Annotated in this window: 11 protein-coding genes; 4 read left to right on the forward strand and 7 right to left on the reverse strand. The window is 45.7% G+C overall.

The genetic code is table 11. The features are described from left to right. The first annotated feature begins 163 nt into the window (after positions 1-163). Together PPO43_RS11490 and PPO43_RS11495 are read left to right on the forward strand one after the other, a co-directional pair. Entirely contained in the window at positions 164-922 is a 759-nt protein-coding gene (locus tag PPO43_RS11490; protein ID WP_272617899.1) for a hypothetical protein, read from the forward strand. Positions 923-1,202: 280 nt separating this feature from the next. Next, complete coding sequence (locus PPO43_RS11495) at positions 1,203-3,002, forward strand: acyl-CoA dehydrogenase family protein (protein ID WP_272617901.1); 1,800 nt, start codon at positions 1,203-1,205, stop codon at positions 3,000-3,002. A gap of 220 nt (positions 3,003-3,222) precedes the next feature. Here PPO43_RS11495 and PPO43_RS11500 read toward each other — a convergent pair whose 3' ends face one another. The 7 genes from PPO43_RS11500 to porU form a co-directional block, all read right to left on the reverse strand. After that, the gene (locus PPO43_RS11500; RefSeq protein ID WP_272617903.1) at positions 3,223-4,257 is read right to left on the reverse strand and encodes a radical SAM/SPASM domain-containing protein; all 1,035 of its coding nucleotides are present in this window, start codon (positions 4,255-4,257) and stop codon (positions 3,223-3,225) included. Continuing rightward, a complete protein-coding gene (locus tag PPO43_RS11505; protein WP_272617905.1) occupies positions 4,250-4,780 on the reverse strand; it encodes a DinB family protein in 531 nt (176 codons plus the stop codon). The genes PPO43_RS11500 and PPO43_RS11505 overlap by 8 nt, the downstream gene beginning before the upstream one ends. Beyond that, positions 4,765-5,358, reverse strand: coding sequence for a leucine-rich repeat domain-containing protein (locus PPO43_RS11510; protein WP_272617908.1), 594 nt, complete (start codon positions 5,356-5,358; stop codon positions 4,765-4,767). The genes PPO43_RS11505 and PPO43_RS11510 overlap by 16 nt, the downstream gene beginning before the upstream one ends. Before the next feature lie 1,130 nt (positions 5,359-6,488). Then, on the reverse strand, positions 6,489-7,646 hold the full coding sequence (locus tag PPO43_RS11515; RefSeq protein ID WP_442985456.1) for a cystathionine gamma-synthase: 1,158 nt from the start codon (positions 7,644-7,646) through the stop codon (positions 6,489-6,491). A 79-nt stretch (positions 7,647-7,725) separates the two neighbouring features. Beyond that, the gene (locus PPO43_RS11520) at positions 7,726-8,844 is read right to left on the reverse strand and encodes a DUF1015 family protein (protein WP_272617912.1); all 1,119 of its coding nucleotides are present in this window, start codon (positions 8,842-8,844) and stop codon (positions 7,726-7,728) included. 225 nt (positions 8,845-9,069) lie between these two features. Beyond that, positions 9,070-10,347: a type IX secretion system outer membrane channel protein PorV gene (gene porV / locus PPO43_RS11525; RefSeq protein WP_272617914.1), complete on the reverse strand. Its 1,278-nt coding sequence runs from the start codon at positions 10,345-10,347 to the stop codon at positions 9,070-9,072. Positions 10,348-10,815: 468 nt separating this feature from the next. Continuing rightward, the gene (gene porU / locus PPO43_RS11530) at positions 10,816-14,706 is read right to left on the reverse strand and encodes a type IX secretion system sortase PorU (RefSeq protein WP_272617915.1); all 3,891 of its coding nucleotides are present in this window, start codon (positions 14,704-14,706) and stop codon (positions 10,816-10,818) included. A 251-nt stretch (positions 14,707-14,957) separates the two neighbouring features. On the opposite strand from porU, the gene PPO43_RS11535 reads away from it, so the two are divergent. Both PPO43_RS11535 and PPO43_RS11540 read left to right on the forward strand, forming a co-directional pair. Continuing rightward, entirely contained in the window at positions 14,958-15,962 is a 1,005-nt protein-coding gene (locus PPO43_RS11535) for a PorP/SprF family type IX secretion system membrane protein (protein ID WP_272617917.1), read from the forward strand. A gap of 60 nt (positions 15,963-16,022) precedes the next feature. After that, on the forward strand, positions 16,023-17,558 hold the full coding sequence (locus PPO43_RS11540) for an SUMF1/EgtB/PvdO family nonheme iron enzyme (RefSeq protein ID WP_272617919.1): 1,536 nt from the start codon (positions 16,023-16,025) through the stop codon (positions 17,556-17,558).

Genomic DNA, 17,558 nt, shown 5'->3' on the forward strand with positions numbered 1-17,558 from the left:
TTACAAAATTTTAACGTGATTAGTTTTTAGAGAATTTTATTTTGAAAAGTTTAAGACTTAGGCCTTTTTAGGTTAATTTTAATAAAGCAAGCAATACCCTTAATTTTTAAAAGGAATCATCTTCTACCCCCAGAGCTTGGTTCGTCTCTTTAACTTGATTTTTATGAAGAATAGTTATTTGATGTTATTCCTGTTTTGTTTGTTATTTGCTGGGTTGCAGGCTCAGCCCCAAAACGGCTATTTATCACAAGAGCACTACAAAACGCTTGATGGGAATTTAGAGCGCCTTTTTCACCTCCGCCAAGGTGTTTTTCGGCAGAAAAATAAGACAAAAAGCGGCGAACTGAAATCCTGGTATGTCAATGATGGCCAAGATAGCGTCATGTTATATACCGTGGCTCTAGGGAATAAATATCGAGATGGATATTGGTTATTGCATTATCAATTTATGAGCAATTTACCCGACATGCCCGTCTATACTTCTCTAGAACATATTACAGAACTTAGTCGCGATAGTTTACATGGGCAAATGTATAAACTTCCAATAAAAGTTAAGCTGAGTAACCTGCTAAAAAAGCCTAAAAAGACGCTCAGCAAAATTACACTAGATTTAGAGGAATTAGAGGCCCTAGATGAGGAAATTTTTTATTGGAAAAGGGACTATAATAGCTTTGAAGGGCACTCTTTACCCTATTTTCAAAACCAAACTAGACGAGAAGAAAATAAGTACACTATAGATTATTACTATATCCACTTAGAAGCCCTCTGCTTTATGGCCAAACCAGCTAATAAGAAGGTGAGCGCAGAAGTCGTTAAAAAACATATCCCCAACACAAAGAGCTACAAAACCTTTCTCCTACGTAGCCAACCTTATCTTACCGCTATTTTTAACGATTACTTCAAAAAACCCAAAAAACGCTAGTCACTCTTTGAGTCTTAGGGATAATCTTACACTCAAAAAACTATGGCACCCAAATTAGTTGATTGTTTATTGGCCCAAATCAATGCAAATAAAAATTATTATCGGCTTTTTTGCTTAAATGCAAACAAAATGCTACTTTTAGGGTTGTAAGGATGACTCTACAAAAGAGTTGTTCAAAAAGAAGAGATAAGGCGATTTAGCCCTATCTCTTCTTTTGGGTTTAAGGAGAGGCCTTAAACTATAGTAATTCTGAAAGTATAATCTATAAAAACATACAACCATGGCAGAACTTGTTGATAATAAACAAACTGAAGTACTAAAAGGTGCGGAGTACTTGATCCGCGATAGCCAAGCAAACGAAACTTATATCCCCGAAGAAAGCAATGAGGAGCAGGATATGGTCCGCCAAATGGTTAAGGATTTCTGCGATACGCATATCTACCCTAACTACGCCAAAATCGAAAAGCAAGAAAATGATATCGCTAAGGACCTATTGGCCGTAGCTGGTGAACAAGGCTTGCTAAGCGCCCATATTCCCGAAGAATATGGTGGAATGACTATGGACAATAATACCAATACGATTATTACAGAAGAAATTGGCCGTGCTGGCTCTTTCTCTGTTGCCGTAGCTGCTCATACTGGAATCGGAATGTTGCCCATCCTTTATTATGGTACCGAAGAACAAAAACAAAAGTACCTTCCTGGCCTTTGCTCTGGCGAACTTGCCGCTTCTTACTGTCTCACCGAACCCGGTTCTGGCTCAGATGCCCTAGCCGCCAAAACTAAAGCAACTCGCTCTGAAGATGGCGAGCATTTCTATATCACTGGCCAGAAAATGTGGATTACTAACGGCGGTTTTGCCGACGTTTATATCGTCTTCGCTCAAGTTGATGGCGATAAGTTTACAGGCTTTTTGGTAGAACGTGGAGCTGAAGGACTTAGCCTAGGCGCCGAAGAAGATAAACTCGGTATCAAAGGTTCTTCTACCCGCCAAGTGTTCTTCGAAAATGTAAAGGTGTCTAAAGATGCCGTTTTAGGAGAAATCGGAAAAGGCCACCTTATTGCCTTTAACGTATTAAATGTAGGTCGCTTCAAATTGGGCGTGATGACTCTAGGTGCCGCTAAACGCAATGCTGACCTAGCTGTACAATACGCTAACGAACGCCAACAGTTTAAACAATCAATTAGCAACTTTGGCGCTATCCAACACAAATTAGCCCAACAAGCTACTCGCATTTATGCCGCAGAATCGGCCCTCTACCGCACCTCTATGCTCCTTCAGCAAAAGTCTAAGGCCTTAATGGAAGCTGGTAAAACCTTTGCCGAGGCTAAGCTGATCGCCGCCGAAGAATATGCCGTAGAATGTGCTATGCTCAAAGTAATCGGCTCTGAAATGCTCGATTATGTAGTGGACGAAACTGTGCAAATCCATGGCGGAAACGGCTTCTCTGAAGAGTATTCTGCCGCCCGCGCTTATCGCGATGCCCGTATCAACCGTATCTTTGAAGGTACCAACGAAATTAACCGCCTCCTTACTTTCTCTATGACTATGCGTAGAGCAATGAAAGGTGCTATCGATATCACTGGCCCCGCTTGGGAAGTGCAAAAGGAGTTGGCTAGCATGCCCAAAATCGAAAACCTCGATGGTCCCTTGGCTCAAGAAGTGAAAACCGTTAAACAACTCAAGAAAATGGCCCTTATGGTGGCTGGCGGCGCCGCCAAATACCAACTAGATGGTAAATTGGACCTCAAAAATGAACAGGAAATCTGCATGAATATCGCCGATCTAATGATCGAAGCTTTCGTTGCCGAATCATTCCTCCTCCGCGTTCAAAAACTAGCCGAACAAGGAAAAGATAGCAGCAATCCCGAAAAAATGCTTAAGATTTTCCTTAACGATGCCCTCGATCGCGCCGCCAAAAATGCCAAAGATGCGCTCTGCTCTTTCGCCGATGGCGATGCCCTCCGCATGATGCTCAATGGCGTGAAACGCTTTAGCAAAGGCGGTCAATACAATGTCAAAAACCTAGGTCGTGAAGTCGCCAAAACTTTTATCGACGCTAATGAGTACTGCTTCTAATTAGCAGAATATCAATCAAATTCGAAAAGGTCTGCCTCTATGAGGTAGACCTTTTTTATTTGGATGCGGCTATTTTGGGGCCTCCGCCTCGCCCTAGGCGAGTCAACTTCATGAGGGTTTCAACCCTCATCTATATATTATTGCGGAGCAATACCATTGTTGCTGTAGGTTTCAACCTACAGTGATTGTAGTTCTCTAAGCCTTCAACCGCTCCACCAAATCAATCCTCCGCCCAAACCTTACAACCCTCTGTGCAGTTCTGACAAATATCTATCTGATCCCGCCCCTTAAATAACAATTCTCTGAATTCCTCATAGGCTTCCGACCACCAAATTTCCTCAAAACTAGCCGACTGCAATTGCCCCAACTCATGCTGGGCATCTTTGTCAAAACAACAAGGCAATACCCGCCCATCCCAACTAATCACACAAGAATGCCAAAGCTTCCAACAATGATTCAATAACTCATTCTTGATGACATAACTCCCATCCGCCTGCTTGGCATAACGGGCATATTTATTCTGTGTGGGAATCAAGGGGTTCCCCTGCTTGTAATCATAGATCTGCGCCGTCTTCAACTTGACCTCATCTACCCCAATCTCTTCCGCCAATCGATAAATATCCGGAATCTGATGCTCATTGGGCCGCACCACCAAAAACTGGAAAATTAAATAGGGCGTTTTGCTCTTCAACTCCCGCTTCCACTTTACCATATTCCGGGCCCCTTGCAACACATTCTCCAATTTCCCACTCTTCCGATAGGCCGAATAGGTCTCCTGATCACTGCCATCAATAGAAATAATCAAACGATCCAAACCAGATTCTACCGTTTTCTTCGCATTAGCCTCATTCAAAAAATGAGCATTGGTAGAGGTCGCTGTATAAATGCCTTTCTGATTCGCATAAGCCACCATCTCCAAAAAATTGGGATTCAAATAAGGCTCGCCCTGAAAATAAAAGGTCAAATAAAAGAGCTGATCCCCCACCTCCTCAATCAAGGTGCGGAAAAAATCCGCCTTGAGGTTCCCCCTAGGCCTAGAGAAATTGCGCAGACCACTCGGACACTCAGGACACCGAAGGTTGCAAGCCGTTGTCGGCTCTATTGAGATGGAAAAGGGCAGACCCCACTGCTTGGGCCGCCCTAATAATCGACTATAATAATAGGAGCTATAAACTTTTAACAGATTCCAAAACCGCTTGGGCCCTATCCGCCGCGCCAAGTTCCATGCATCCCCTAGTTGGAGTAGTTTAGACATAAGGAAGGTAACGTTCTTCTAATATATTACGATGATGGCTTTCATGCCCCAATATGATATAGGCCAAAGCCCGAACAGAACAAGTCTTGCCGCTGGCTATCCCCCTTTTTTCCCAATCCTCTGCCCGAAGACTCAGAAAAAAACGCTGACTAAACTGCCGCAAGCTCCGCCAATCTATTAACAAGTCCGCAAGCGAACGGTTTTTTAGATCTACCGCCAATACATAGGCATCTTCATCAAATCCAACCAAGGCCTGCCCGTCATTCCGCGCAAAACGCAAGGCCCTATAAAGCATGATCTGCTCCGTATCTATGCAGTGCTGCAGCAATTCTTTGATGCTCCATTTCCCCTCCGCATAGGCAAAGTTGCCCGCCTCCAAGGGTAGATGCTCCAACAAGGCTATGGTTTTATCCAAATTCAACTGAAACTGCGGCAAAATGGCCGTCGAAGAGACCAAATTGATGTAATTGGCATAAAAAGGCGCAAATTCTCCCGCCTGCGGCCGCTCTATTGCTCTTTCCATTGACACTGAATTTTTTGCTCTTTAAATAACTCTTCCCAAGCCGCTCGACTTTCATCCGTCTCTTTACTCAACGGGTTCCCCTGCACATAAAGCTTTTTCAACTTGGGCAAACCTTCTAACCATTGCGGCAATTGTTGCAACTGATTGTACCCCAAATGTAACTCCTCCAATTCTTGCAACTGCCCCAAACGCTCTGGCAATTGATCCAATTCATTATGGTCCAAATGTAAAATGCGCAAGCTTTGCAGTTCCCCTATCTGCTCAGGCAACATCAACAACTCATTTTTACTCAAAAATAATTGCTCCAATTGCGGATGAGCTAACAACTGATCTAAAATATAGGGCAAATCTAACTGCTCTATCTGGCAAAGCCAAAGCCGCTGCAAGCCCTTGGCCTGCTTCATTTCCCGCGGCCAGACTTGCAGCTCTTTTTCATATAGATAAAGGACTCGCAAACTATCAAATTGTTCGCTCGCCAAACCTTCCAAATCCCGACAAGCCCAAGATGGCGGCTGCGCTTGCCCCATCGCAAACTGCTGAACCAAAAGAAAATAAAGCAAAATATATAGTCGATTCATCAATATCATTTTAAATGTAAAATAAAGCCCCTCAAGGACCAGACTACCCTCAAAATACTGCTTTTTCTCAAGATTCAAGCGCAGAGGATTAGGGTTCTATTCTTTTTTTGGGGCCCGCGGCCAGTTCGGCCTAACGGCCTCAGTTGGCCGCCGCTATGCTGCGGGGCTCACAGGGCTGTTCGGCCCTGCGGCGGCTTTGCCGCCTGGGTCTGGCGCTGCGCGCCACCCCTCCGCAGCGCTGGGCCTTTTGGCCTTCGGCCATCTTGGACGAGATATAGGCTAGAGGATACAGGACCCTAGGGCCAAGGCCCTAGGCTAAGGTATTGGTCGCCCCCTCCTTTGAGGGGGCTTTTTTGTGCTTCGGTCAATGGTTATTGTAGGGAATGGGGGTAGGGTTGAGCTAGAAGGCAAATCCCCTCGAATGAGGGGACGGCGATTTTTTTGGATAGCCTAGGGCCTTGGCCCTAGGTGTAGAGATGTAATAAGGGATGATAGGAGGTGGACCTCTAGATATCGAGATGATAATAGGGGCGGTGATATATGCCCCTAGGGCCTTGCCCTAGGGATGTGTCGTAATGGGGTTCTAGTGTTTAAGCAAGCTATTCGGATGTATCGTAATGGGGTTCTAATCATTAAGTTTAGTCAATGGTTATTGTAAGGAATGGGGGTAGCGGCTGGCTGGAATATACTGTAGGTTAAAACCTACAGCCAATTAACGAATGCATTTAATATAGTATGGAGGGTTAAAACCCTCCATAAATAAACATGTTCTAGGCTGCCTCAATCATAAATGCAGCAGTTGTGAGGATGGTTAAAAGCTGTGGAGGGTTTTAACCCTCCACGCTATGGATGTGTAGAATGGCCCTGTTGTCTGGCTGTAGGTTTTAACCTACAGGCCCATATAGCAGGCGGCGCAGCCGCCGCAAAGGAGCGAAGCGACTGGCCTAGCGATGCGGCGGGGTGGCGCGTAGCGCCAGACCCAGGAGCCGAAGGCGACGCAGGGCCGAGCGAACAGCGAGCCCCAAAGCGTAGCGCCGCAAGGCGAAGCCGCAGCGGAGGCCCCAAAAAAAGAAAAAAAAGAGCCACCGAAAAGATCGGCAGCTCTATGTATTTGATGCTAAAGGGAGGATCTAGCCAAGGGCTTTATCCAAATCGGCCAAAAGATCATCGACATCTTCTACGCCAACAGAAAGGCGAATCAGCGAGTCGGTCAAGCCCACTTTAAGGCGCTCTTCGCGGGGAATAGCGGCATGGGTCATGCTAGCGGGATGGCCAATGAGCGATTCTACGCCACCCAAAGACTCTGCACAAGTGAAATAGTGTACCTTTTCGAGCACCTTAGCGGCAGCTGCTGCGGTATCTTCCTTGAGGTTGAAGGAAAGCATAGCGCCAAAGCCGCGCATCTGCTTTTTGGCGGTTTCATGTCCAGCATGCTGGGCCAAACCGGGGTAATATACCTTATCTACCTTGGGGTGTTGGAGCAAAAACTCGGCAATTTTGCCAGCATTTTCGCTAGCTCTTTGCACGCGAAGGTGTAGGGTTTTGATTCCACGGAGGACCAAGAAACAATCTTGGGGACCAGGAACGGCACCCACAGAGTTCTGGATGAAATAGAGTTTTTCGGCCAAGGCTTCATCCTTCACCACCAAAGCGCCCATCACTACATCCGAGTGGCCGCCTAGGTATTTAGTGACCGAGTGCATCACTACATCTGCGCCTAGGTCCAAGGGATTTTGGAGGTAAGGCGTGGCAAAAGTATTGTCTACACAAACCATGATATTGTGCTTTTTGGCTACGGCACAAATGGCCTCAATATCAATAATATTGAGCATGGGGTTGGTGGGGGTTTCGATCCAGATCAGCTTAGTTTTTTCGGTAATATGGGCCTCAATTTCGGCTGTGCCCTGCATTCCTACAAACTGAAATTTGATGCCATAGCGGCTAAAGACCTTAGTAAAGAGGCGGTAGGATCCGCCATAGAGGTCATTGGTAGAAATTACCTCATCGCCTGGATCGAGTAGGTGCAAAAGGGCTGCTTCTGCGGCCAAGCCAGAGCCGAAAGTAAGGCCAAACTGGCCATTTTCTAGGGCGGCTAGGTTATCCTCTAGGGCTTTGCGGGTGGGGTTGAGCGTTCTAGAATACTCATAGCCTTTATGTTGGCCCGGAGAGCTTTGGGCGTAAGTAGAAGTCTGATAAATGGGGGTCATAATCGCTCCCGTTGCGGGATCGGGTTCAATACCTGCGTGAATGACTTTAGTTCCGAATTTCATAAAGTTAAGTCGTTTAATTCGATTCTTAAATGAAGGTTGGGGAAGATACAAAAGTAGGACTGTCTACCCAAGTTCTAAGCGTTCATTAAGACTATACTTAGATTTTGCTATACATTTGGGCGGTAAATCCGTTGCGCATACGGGGTTCTACATAAGTAGATTTGGGGGGCAGGGTTCCTCTGAGATCCGAGATAGAAATCAGGTCTTCCATAGCGACGGGATAGAGGTTGAAGGCGGCAACGGCAGCCTCTTCATCTACTTTTCGTTCTAGGGCGGCGGGGCCTTTCACACCGCCTACATAGCGGACCTCCACATCGTTGCGTACATCTTCAATGCCCAAGATATCTTGTAAAATATAGCGGTTGAAAAGGTGCACATCTAGGCTATCGGCCACGCTGGTTTCATCGCCTGGGCTATACTCTTCTCGAAGTAGGAGTTTGCGCCAGCGGCCTTGGATATAGCAGCCCATTTCTCCACGGCGGAGGGGGCGGAAGGCCATAGGTTCTAGGCTAACCTCATAATATTTCTCTAGTTTTTGCAAAAACTCCTCTTCGCTAAGTCCTTTGAGGGACTTGAGAATGCGATTATAGTTATGGATTAGAATTTCGCTAGCGGGAAAATAGGCTGCCATGATATAATGAAAAGGATTTTGGGAATCCTCGGATTTATGGGCATTATAGAGGCGTTCTGCTGTCGTCATGCGGTGGTGTCCATCGCAAATATAGCTGCTAGGGACCTTCTCTTGGAAGAGGGCTTGTAGGCGTTGGACGTGTTCCTCCTCTTTGAGCAACCAAAAAACATGTTGGTCATCTTCAAAGGGGATTTTGAAACTGGGGGGCATAGAAATCGTGATGCGGTTAATGAGGGCATCAATTTCTAGCACATTGGGGTAAGTGAGCAAAATGGGTTTAATCACGCCATTGCGTTCCTCAAAAAGCTCTTGCATCCGAGTTTCCTTATCGGCTAGGGTAAACTCGTGGCGTTTGATATGGCCCTGCAAATAATCCTCAACATGAGTACAGGCAATAATGCCGGTATGGCTGCGGTTGTGTCGGATAATGCGATAAATCAGCAGACTAGGTTCTTGGTCCATTTGGTAGTAGCCATCTCGGTAATAGAGGGGGAACTTGCGTTTAGCGGTACCAAAAAAATCGTCAAAGGAAATAATGTCGTTAAGGTCGGGCAAAACTGGCCGAAAAGGGATAATACTTGCCATAAGAAAAATGTTTTCAGTTGTTTGTTAGTGTGCTTTGGGGCCTCCGCTGCGGCTTCGCCTTGCGGCGCTACGCTTTGGGGCTCGCAGGTCTGCTCGGCCCTGCGTCGCCTTCGGCTCCTGGGTCTGGCGCTACGCGCCACCCCGCCGCATCGCTAGGCCATAAAAAAACCAGCCCCAAGGATGGGGCTGGCCAAATATATTACAAACTTTTTGGAAAAAAGCAGCTTATTTTTTGGTATCAAATTCAGGGGCCTCGCCAAAGTCAAAAACGAGAGAGAATCTGAGGGTATTATCTAGGGGGTTGCGTTGGGCAGCCACCGCGGGCACTAGATAAGAGAAGTTGATATTGAAGATATTGTACTTGAGGCCAAGTCCTACGGTAAAATACTTGCGGTTACCTTTAGTAGAGTGTTCATTATAGTGGCCGGCACGCACAGCAAACTGTTTATTGTACCAGTATTCCATACCAAAAGAGTACATTAGTTCTCTAAACTCTTCGCCGGCGCCAGCGGGGGCATCGCTAAAAGAAGAGAAAATAGAGCTAGGTACAGATTGTTGTTTATAATCGGCGGTACCATCTCCTTGGCCAGCATCTCCATCGCTATCGTATGCTGGATTATCAACTAGATTGCCATTTTCGTCCTCGATGCTGCGAGGAATGGGCGTGGGCACCATAAGTTTATTGATATCTAGGGCAAAAGTAATAGAGTTATGCTCATCAATATCATAAGTAAAGGCAGAGCCTAGTCCAATATTGGCGGGTAGATAATCGCGGTCGGCAGATTGGGTATAAGAAATTTTAGAGCCCAAATTGGTCATGGCTAAGCCAAGGCGTAGGTTGGCATTCTTATCATTTACCTTCATGGGTTTATTATAGGTAAAGGAAACATCTGCGGCAAAGGCGTGGGCAGGGGTGAGGGTTTCTCCGCCGGCGGCTACGCCTGTACCTAGGCTAGAGTAGATATACTTAAGGCTAAGGGCGGCAGAAAAGTTTTGGCTCATTTTGCGAGCATAAGCAGCTGCGAGTTCAAACTCTCGAGGGCTTACAGTTTGTAGTGCATTTCCTTGATCATCGGTATATTGGATTTCTCCTAGAGAGAAATAGCGTAACGAGCCGCCTAGGGTTTGGCGATCATCTAGGTGCTTATAGACTGAGACATAAGAAAGAAAAACGTCGTTGAGGCCTAGGGCGCGTAGCCAAGGCGTATAATTCATGGATACACCAACATCACTAGAGGCCCAAGCCAAGTTAGACGAGTTGAAGTGCATAGAGTTGGGGTCGGCATCAATGGCGATGCCGGCGTCGCCCATAGCGCCGAAGCGGGCATCGGGGGTAATACTTAGAAAGGGAACAGCGGTAATAATAGTATTAGAGCAAGGGCTACCGTCAGGTTGAACAAGTTGCCCATCTTTCAAAATACATTGTGCTTTAGCTTCGGGCAAACCCAAAAATATTCCTAGGCCTAGAACAAAACTAAAGGCCTGCAAGATTCTCTGTTGCATAAGAGGTTGAATTAAAATTAAGATGATAATGACTGGGCGTGGCCCCAAAGTAAAGCTGCTACATAGACAAGGGTTAAGTCGTTAAGTTTTATTGGGAGGGGAGTACTAAATTAGAAGGTCTAAGTTTATTGAGGGTAGGATATATTTTTTGTTTTTGGATTTTGGCGCCTAAAAATAGGGTTAAATCTTTGAGTTTTGTTAAAAAAATTGGACAAACTTAGTAGTTGGTTCGTTTAAGGGGCTTGGGATATAGATTAAAAGGCTTGTTATGCTCTTTTTTGTCTAAAGGGGGGCAGGCCTACAGCCTGCCCTTTTTGCGCCTGAAGGGCGCCTTTTGTGGCCTAGCGATGTGCAGCAGTGGCCCGAAGGGCCAGACCAAGGAGCCGAAGGCGACGCAGGGCCGAGCGAACTGCGAGCTGCGCAATGGCCCGACCCAAGGCCAAAGGCCGCAGGGGCAGCCCCAAAAAATTATTTCAGTAGTACTAGTTTTTGGAAGCTAGCATCTTGTTTAATTTCTGGTTCGTCTTCGCTAGAGAGGCCATTGGCACGTAGGCTAAGTTTATAGATATAGACGCCACGGGCGAGTTGGTCTCCAAAGTCGTCGCGGCCATCCCAGTGGATACCATCTATGCGGTAGCCGGTATTTTCGGTGGCGCTGATTGGTTGTTGAATTGTTTTAATCAATTTGCCCGAAACCGTATAAATTTGGACGAGGACCTCTAGTTCTTGGCCAGGCAGGTTGTGTTCAAACATGAATTCTGTGTGGTCTGTAAAAGGGTTGGGGTAATTGAGAATATTTTTGAGGGCCATTTGGGCGTTGTCGGCCACAATAAACTCAGTATTCCCTTCTCCCATATTATTGTATACGTCCCAAGCCTTTACTTGGACTTGGTGTAGGCCTTCGGGCAGGTTGGTGAGGGGATATTCGATGTTTCCTTTTCGAAAATCGTCTTGTTCTGCTTGATAAAATTCATTGAGATTATAGGTATACGTTTGCTCGTCAATGGTATAGGTAAGGACTCCAGTGAGGTCGTGACCAATGCCATTCCCTACGGTATTGATTCCGTTGTCGTCTTCTAGTTGGACGAGTAAAAGCGGGTTGCGGTCGGTGACTCCTCCTTTTGCAAAATTGAGATCATTCATATAGACGTTTACTGTGGGCGGTTCGTTGTCTTCGTTTGCATTTGGATTGGTTCCGCCCACGACAATGCCGTTATAGTGGCCGCTAGCATCTAGGCTTTGGCCATCTTCGGCATAATAGGAGATCTTGCCATAGCCTAGGGTATAATTGATATCTTTGGGGACCATAAAGGAGAAGCTAAAGCGACCATTGGTTACGGTTGCGCGGCCTTTAAAGATGATCTTTTTTTGGAGGATAAAATTGCGGATTTGGCTATCGCTATCATTGCCTCGAGTTTTGGTGGTATCTGCTTTATCAAAGACGGAGGGATAGATTGTTCCGTTAAAATTGGAGAGTAATTGGTTGTTTTGATCTTGTATTTCTCCTTCAATTTGGACCAATTGCAGTGCGCTGATACTATCAGCTCCGCTGGGAGATTGTCCGTTGACCATTGTAGTAGCTACTTGCATTTCAGGGTAGGCTAAGGTCATAGATGGATCGCCTAAGAGTACATATTTTCTAGAGTTAGATGCGCTGAGAATTCCGCTGTTGTTCTTCGCTCTTTGCAGAACTTCTCCGAGTGTGGGCATACGATTGCCTATAGGCGTGAAGAGTTGATCAAAGGTATTTGATGTTAAGTGTTGGTTGGCATCGGCTAAAACTACGCGAACGGTGGTTAGTAGTGCGATGGCTCCTGAGTTGGGTTTAAGGATGAGTTGTTCTCCTGCACAGAGGTTGTTGGGGTCATCAAAGGGGGCAAAAGAGCAGGTAGCGGTAACAAAAAGGGGGAGTTTATTGGGGTTATTCATTTGTTGGATTTCGCTAAGCGTAAAAATCCGTTCTTGAGCGAGTCCGTCCCAGCCGCCATGTCCTAAATAATTAACAACTAGAGTCCCTTTAAAAAGGTCTTGTAAGATTGCTGCATTCATATCTGGGTATCGGCTACCTCCAGATGTACTTTGTTGTTGGAAGGCATCGGCATAGATTTTATTGATATTGTAGTTAGGGTGGTTGGTGGCGACGCTTTGGGCGATATTATCGGCATCATTGATATGGATATTATTATCCTGATCATCGGCCCAGAAAGTGAGTCGGTTGCGCCAATCTTGTTGGCCTAGGGGATTACTATCATAATCAATAATTTTATTGACCATAGTACTTGCTTCGGACAAGCTTGCAGCGGGCAAGCGGCCCACGCCGATATCTAGTGCTTGGTTGGCATTGGGGTTCCCTTCTCCTAGGTCTAAAAGGGCAAAGAAATCGTCTGAGGTATAGGTGCGCAGGGGTTCTAATGTATTTGGCGTTTGGTAGCTTGGGACAAAATTAAGGTGTTCTGTTCGTTTTTTGCTCAGGCCTTTAGGGTCAAAGCTGCCATCGCCGAAAAGGAGAAGATAGCGAAGGCTATCTGTGCCGCTGGATCGTTCGTAGAGCATGCGACAGAAATTGCGTAGGGCGGTGGCGTCTTGCTGTCCAGAAGAGAACTCATTATAAATTTGGGTTAGATCTACGGCTAGGCTAGAGATGCCGCTATGATCTTGGCGGTGTTGGGCTAGGCGTTGGGCCTCGCTAGCAAAATCGGGATGATAAATGATGAGTAGTTGTGGAACTTGGCTAATGGCGTGTAAATTTTGGTTGTCTACAGGGCCAACTAGACTTGGGGCGTTGAGGTTATCGCTATTAAAAAGGACAAATTCTCTAAGCGTATCGGCAGGGGCCACAAAGCTGATATTGCTTCCATTTTGATTAAAGTTTTGGGCTTTTAGGTTGGCCAATTCGGTAAGATCCCAAAGTCGAAGGTTGCTGCCAGCATTCTCAATTTGATATTGGGCTTGATTGGCGTTAAGGCTACGGCTATCTCTAAAGAAGAGGGGACTATTTTCATAGCGCAATTGGGCGCGGGCCTGTACACTAATATAATCTAGCCAGGCTTCTGCGCCAGAGCTAGGGTGATTAAACTGGTAATTGAGAGTAATATTTCCACTGCTAGATGGGACAAAGCGGAAGCTTTGGTTAAGGGTTTGGGCGTATAGGGCGTAGACATAGCTACTCACTGTGCCTAGGGTTCCTGTTTGTCGGTTTTGGTTGCCTTCAGAAATAATTAGGCTAGCATTACCTGTTCCACTAATCAGGCGGCCTAGAAAGCTAGATTGAACTAAAATTTCTTCGTTGGGAAGGCGATTGGGAATCGTGAAACTAAAATCTTGGTCCCTACTAATTTGGAAGGGATCGCCCAGCCAGAGTCTGCCACTAGGGGGAAGTGCCAAAACATCTTCCATTAGGGCAATTTCATCGGCCTCGTGATGAGCTAAGGCATCATAGCTACTACTGTTGTAATCTGGGTTGCTACCAGTGTTTCGGCTAGTGATTCTGCGGCCGTTATTGCTATTGATTTTAATGAAATAGCAGGCTTGTTTGCTATAAATATTTTGTTGGTGGCGGTAACGCTCACTGCTACTTTGGTATTCCCAATGGTTTGGGCCTTTGGCATAAAAGAGAATATAATCGTTAGCATCGAAGCGACCATCCTGTTCTCCTTCTACCCAGATGGCTAATTCTTGTAGGTCATCGATCATTTGGGCATCGCCAATGATTTCGGGGACCATTTGGCCGCCATTGCCAAAGATTTGAATTTGTTGTGGGTTAATATTATTGGGATCCCAGCCCATTTCTTCTAGTTGGTCGTATCCAATTTTATAGATACCAGATTCGCTAACGGCTATTTTATAGATACTCCCATTGGCTAGGGCAGATTGTTGAATGGGGTGGATAATAGTTTTTTGGGCTAGGGGAGAGGGGCTAGCCGTTAAGTTAATTTTGAGCTGTGCTTGGACCAACTTTTCGTATTGTCCGCTATTACTATTATAGCGAATGGGCAAAACTTTGATTTGGGCTAAGGGCTGACCGCGTTCAAAGAGTTGTTCCGTTTGAATTTGGTTGGGTAGCTGAGGTCGCCAGTTGGCCGGTGTTTGCATGGGCTCATAAGTGGCAGCTTGCAATTCGGCTTGAATTTGGCTAGTTTGTCGCAGCCGAAGACTATAGGTCCAATAAGGGAGCATTTCATTTTCATCATAGACAGCTCCGTCAAAGTAAGGATATTGTTGTTCTGGCAGAATGCCATCTGCAGACTTGAAGTTGGGGCTCCAATTGAGCTGAACTGGAATAGGGTTAAGGCTTTGTCCAAATAACTGGCTCGCTAAGAGCAAGAATAGGGGCAAAACGGAGAGAGACGATTTAGGCATGCTGGAAAAGTCTAGATGAATGTTAGATGAGAATGTACGCTTTTGTATTTTTGGCCGTTTCTTAAAGCAGCAGAGCTGCTTTGGCTTAGCGCTGCGGTTAGGGGCCAGACCGAGGCGGCAACAAGGCTGTAAGCCGCAGTTCAATGACCGAAGGGAAACCCCAAAAAACCAAAAGACAGAAAAAAATAGAGTTTGCCTTAGTGGCTAAACTCCTCAATCAAAATAACGTCCTGAGTTAAAAAAGTGTTGGCATGTTTAAATTTTATCCTCTACTAACGGTCCTTATACTGCTCTTAGGAGTGGGGCAACTGAGGGCCCAAGACCCCGTATTTAGTCAATTTTATGCAGCGCCTTTGCAGCTGAACCCCGCCTTGACAGGCTTAGAAGATGCGCCTGTTTTTCACTTAAATTATCGCAATCAATGGCCAAGTATTTCGCAAGCTTATGTGAGTTATGCAGCCTCTTATAGTCAGTTTTTTAGTAAGCAAAACAGTGGTTTTGGAGCTTCGGTTTTGGCAGATGTTGCGGGGAATGGCATTTATGCGAGTACGCAAATTGGTTTGCATTATACCTATTCGCTTTATTTATCCGATAATAGTCGCTTGCGAATGGGCCTAGAGGGGCAGTTTATCAGCAAGCGATTAAATTGGGATGAGTTGGTGTTTTTGGACCAGATAGACCCCGCTACAGGTTCGGTAGATGGCGCAGGGAATCCCAATGCGACCCAAGAAGCCCGAGGCGCCAATAATTTGAGCTATATGGATTTTGGGGCAGGGGTTTTATATCAGATGCCCTACTTTTATGGAGGGTTTTCGATTAAACACATCAATGCACCAAGCGAAAGTTATTTGTCTTTGAATGAGGTGGCGGCGACCTTGCCAATTCGTTATACCTTACACTTTGGTGGGCAAATTCCACTTTCGTCTGGAAAAAAAATTAGAAAAGCAGCCTATATCTCTCCCAGTATTTTATATAGCCAACAGCGTGATTTTAAGCAGCTAAACCTTGGGGCCCAAAGTCAATATGATATTTTTTTAGGAGGAATTTGGTTTAGACATACTTTTTCTAATGCCGATGCCGTTATTTTTATGCTTGGCGTTCAGCAAGGGCCAATTAAGCTGGCATATAGCTACGATTGGACACTTTCAGGTCTTGCCAATGCCTCTGGAGGTGCTCATGAAGTCTCGCTGATTCTTAACCTAGCATCCGATAAAAAACGCATAGACTATAACGATTGTCTAAAAATGTTTAGGTAGTCTGCTTTTTTTTATAAATTTGTTTTCGCCTTTTGTTCAGAAAAAAAAACCTTGCTTAGCATGAAAAAACTATTGCTGCTTAGTTTGGCTGGCCTCTTACTAGCTACAACTGCTTGCAAACGCGAACAGCGCTCTCAGTCTACGGGCTGGGGATATAACTCGCAAGAATGGGGTGGTTTTGAAAAACTCCCTAACTATAAAGGCCAGATTACTGGACCTAATCTCGTTCTCATTGAAGGGGGTACCTTCAATATGGGACAAACCGAAGAAGATGTCATGAAAGACTACCGAGCTGCCCCTCGTCGTCAATCATTGGCAAGCTTCTATATGGATGAAACAGAGGTGACCAATATCGACTGGTTGGAATATCTCTACTATCTCCGCCGGGTATACCCCTCTATGCCTCAAGTGCATCTGCAGGCCCTACCCGATACCCTAGCTTGGCTAGATGAACTTTCTTATAATACCCCTTATGTAGAAAACTATTTGCGCCACCCCGCCTATGAGGATTATCCCGTAGTAGGCGTTACTTGGTTGCAAGCTAATGAATTCTGTAAGTGGCGCTCTGACCGTGTGAATGAGATGTTGCTTATTGAACAAGGTAAAATTGATCCTAGTTCTATCGAAGGTCAACAAGGAGAAAATACCTTTAGCACGGGCTCTTACCTCTCTGGTATTTACCAAACAGAAGCTGGTCCCAAACCTGCGGTAAACCCTGCTACTGGCGAGGAACGTGCCGTACGCTTTGAAGATGGTATCATGCTTCCCGAATATCAATTACCCACTGAAGCCCAATGGGAATTTGCTGCACTAGCCCTTGTAGGTAACCAAAGTGCCGCTCGTGATGAAAATATCACTGACCGTCGTATCTACCCTTGGGATGGAACTACCGTCCGCTACCCTCAACATGGCCGCTACCAAGGAGCTATCGTAGCTAACTTTAAGCGTGGCCGTGGTGACTATATGGGTATGTCTGGCGCACTAAATGATAATGCGAGTATTACCGCTCCCGTACGCTCATTTGTACCCAATGATTTTGGTTTATATAATATGGCCGGAAATGTTAACGAATGGGTACGTGACGTTTATCGCCCAACAACTTCACTTACGCTTGAAGATAATAACGAATTGAATAGTTTCCGTGGTAACGTCTTTACTCAAGTGGAGCGTAACAGCAACGGTACTCCCGTTGGTGTAGATAGCCTCGGACGTCTTAAGTACAAACCTCTAGACGACAATGAGATCAAAGATCGCCGCAACTTTACCAAGTCTAATGTAATTAACTATGGTGACGGTGATATCGAGTCTCGCCTAAATTATGGCGATACTAAATTAAATAACGAAACTAAGCACATGTACCAATTCGGTAAGCACTCTCTTATCTCTGATAAAGCCCGTGTTTACAAAGGTGGTTCTTGGGCCGATCGCGCTTACTGGCTATCTCCTGGTCAGCGTCGCTTCCTAGACGAAGATAAAGCTTCTGCTACTATCGGTTTCCGTTGTTCTATGTTGCGTGTGGGCTCTCCCTCTGGTAACCGCTTCAAAGGTGGAAACCAAATCAAAACGCGCAAAAAACGCACAAAACGTAAGTTCTAA

Origin of the sequence: Saprospira sp. CCB-QB6, from assembly GCF_028464065.1 — a bacterium.
Classification (GTDB): domain Bacteria; phylum Bacteroidota; class Bacteroidia; order Chitinophagales; family Saprospiraceae; genus Saprospira.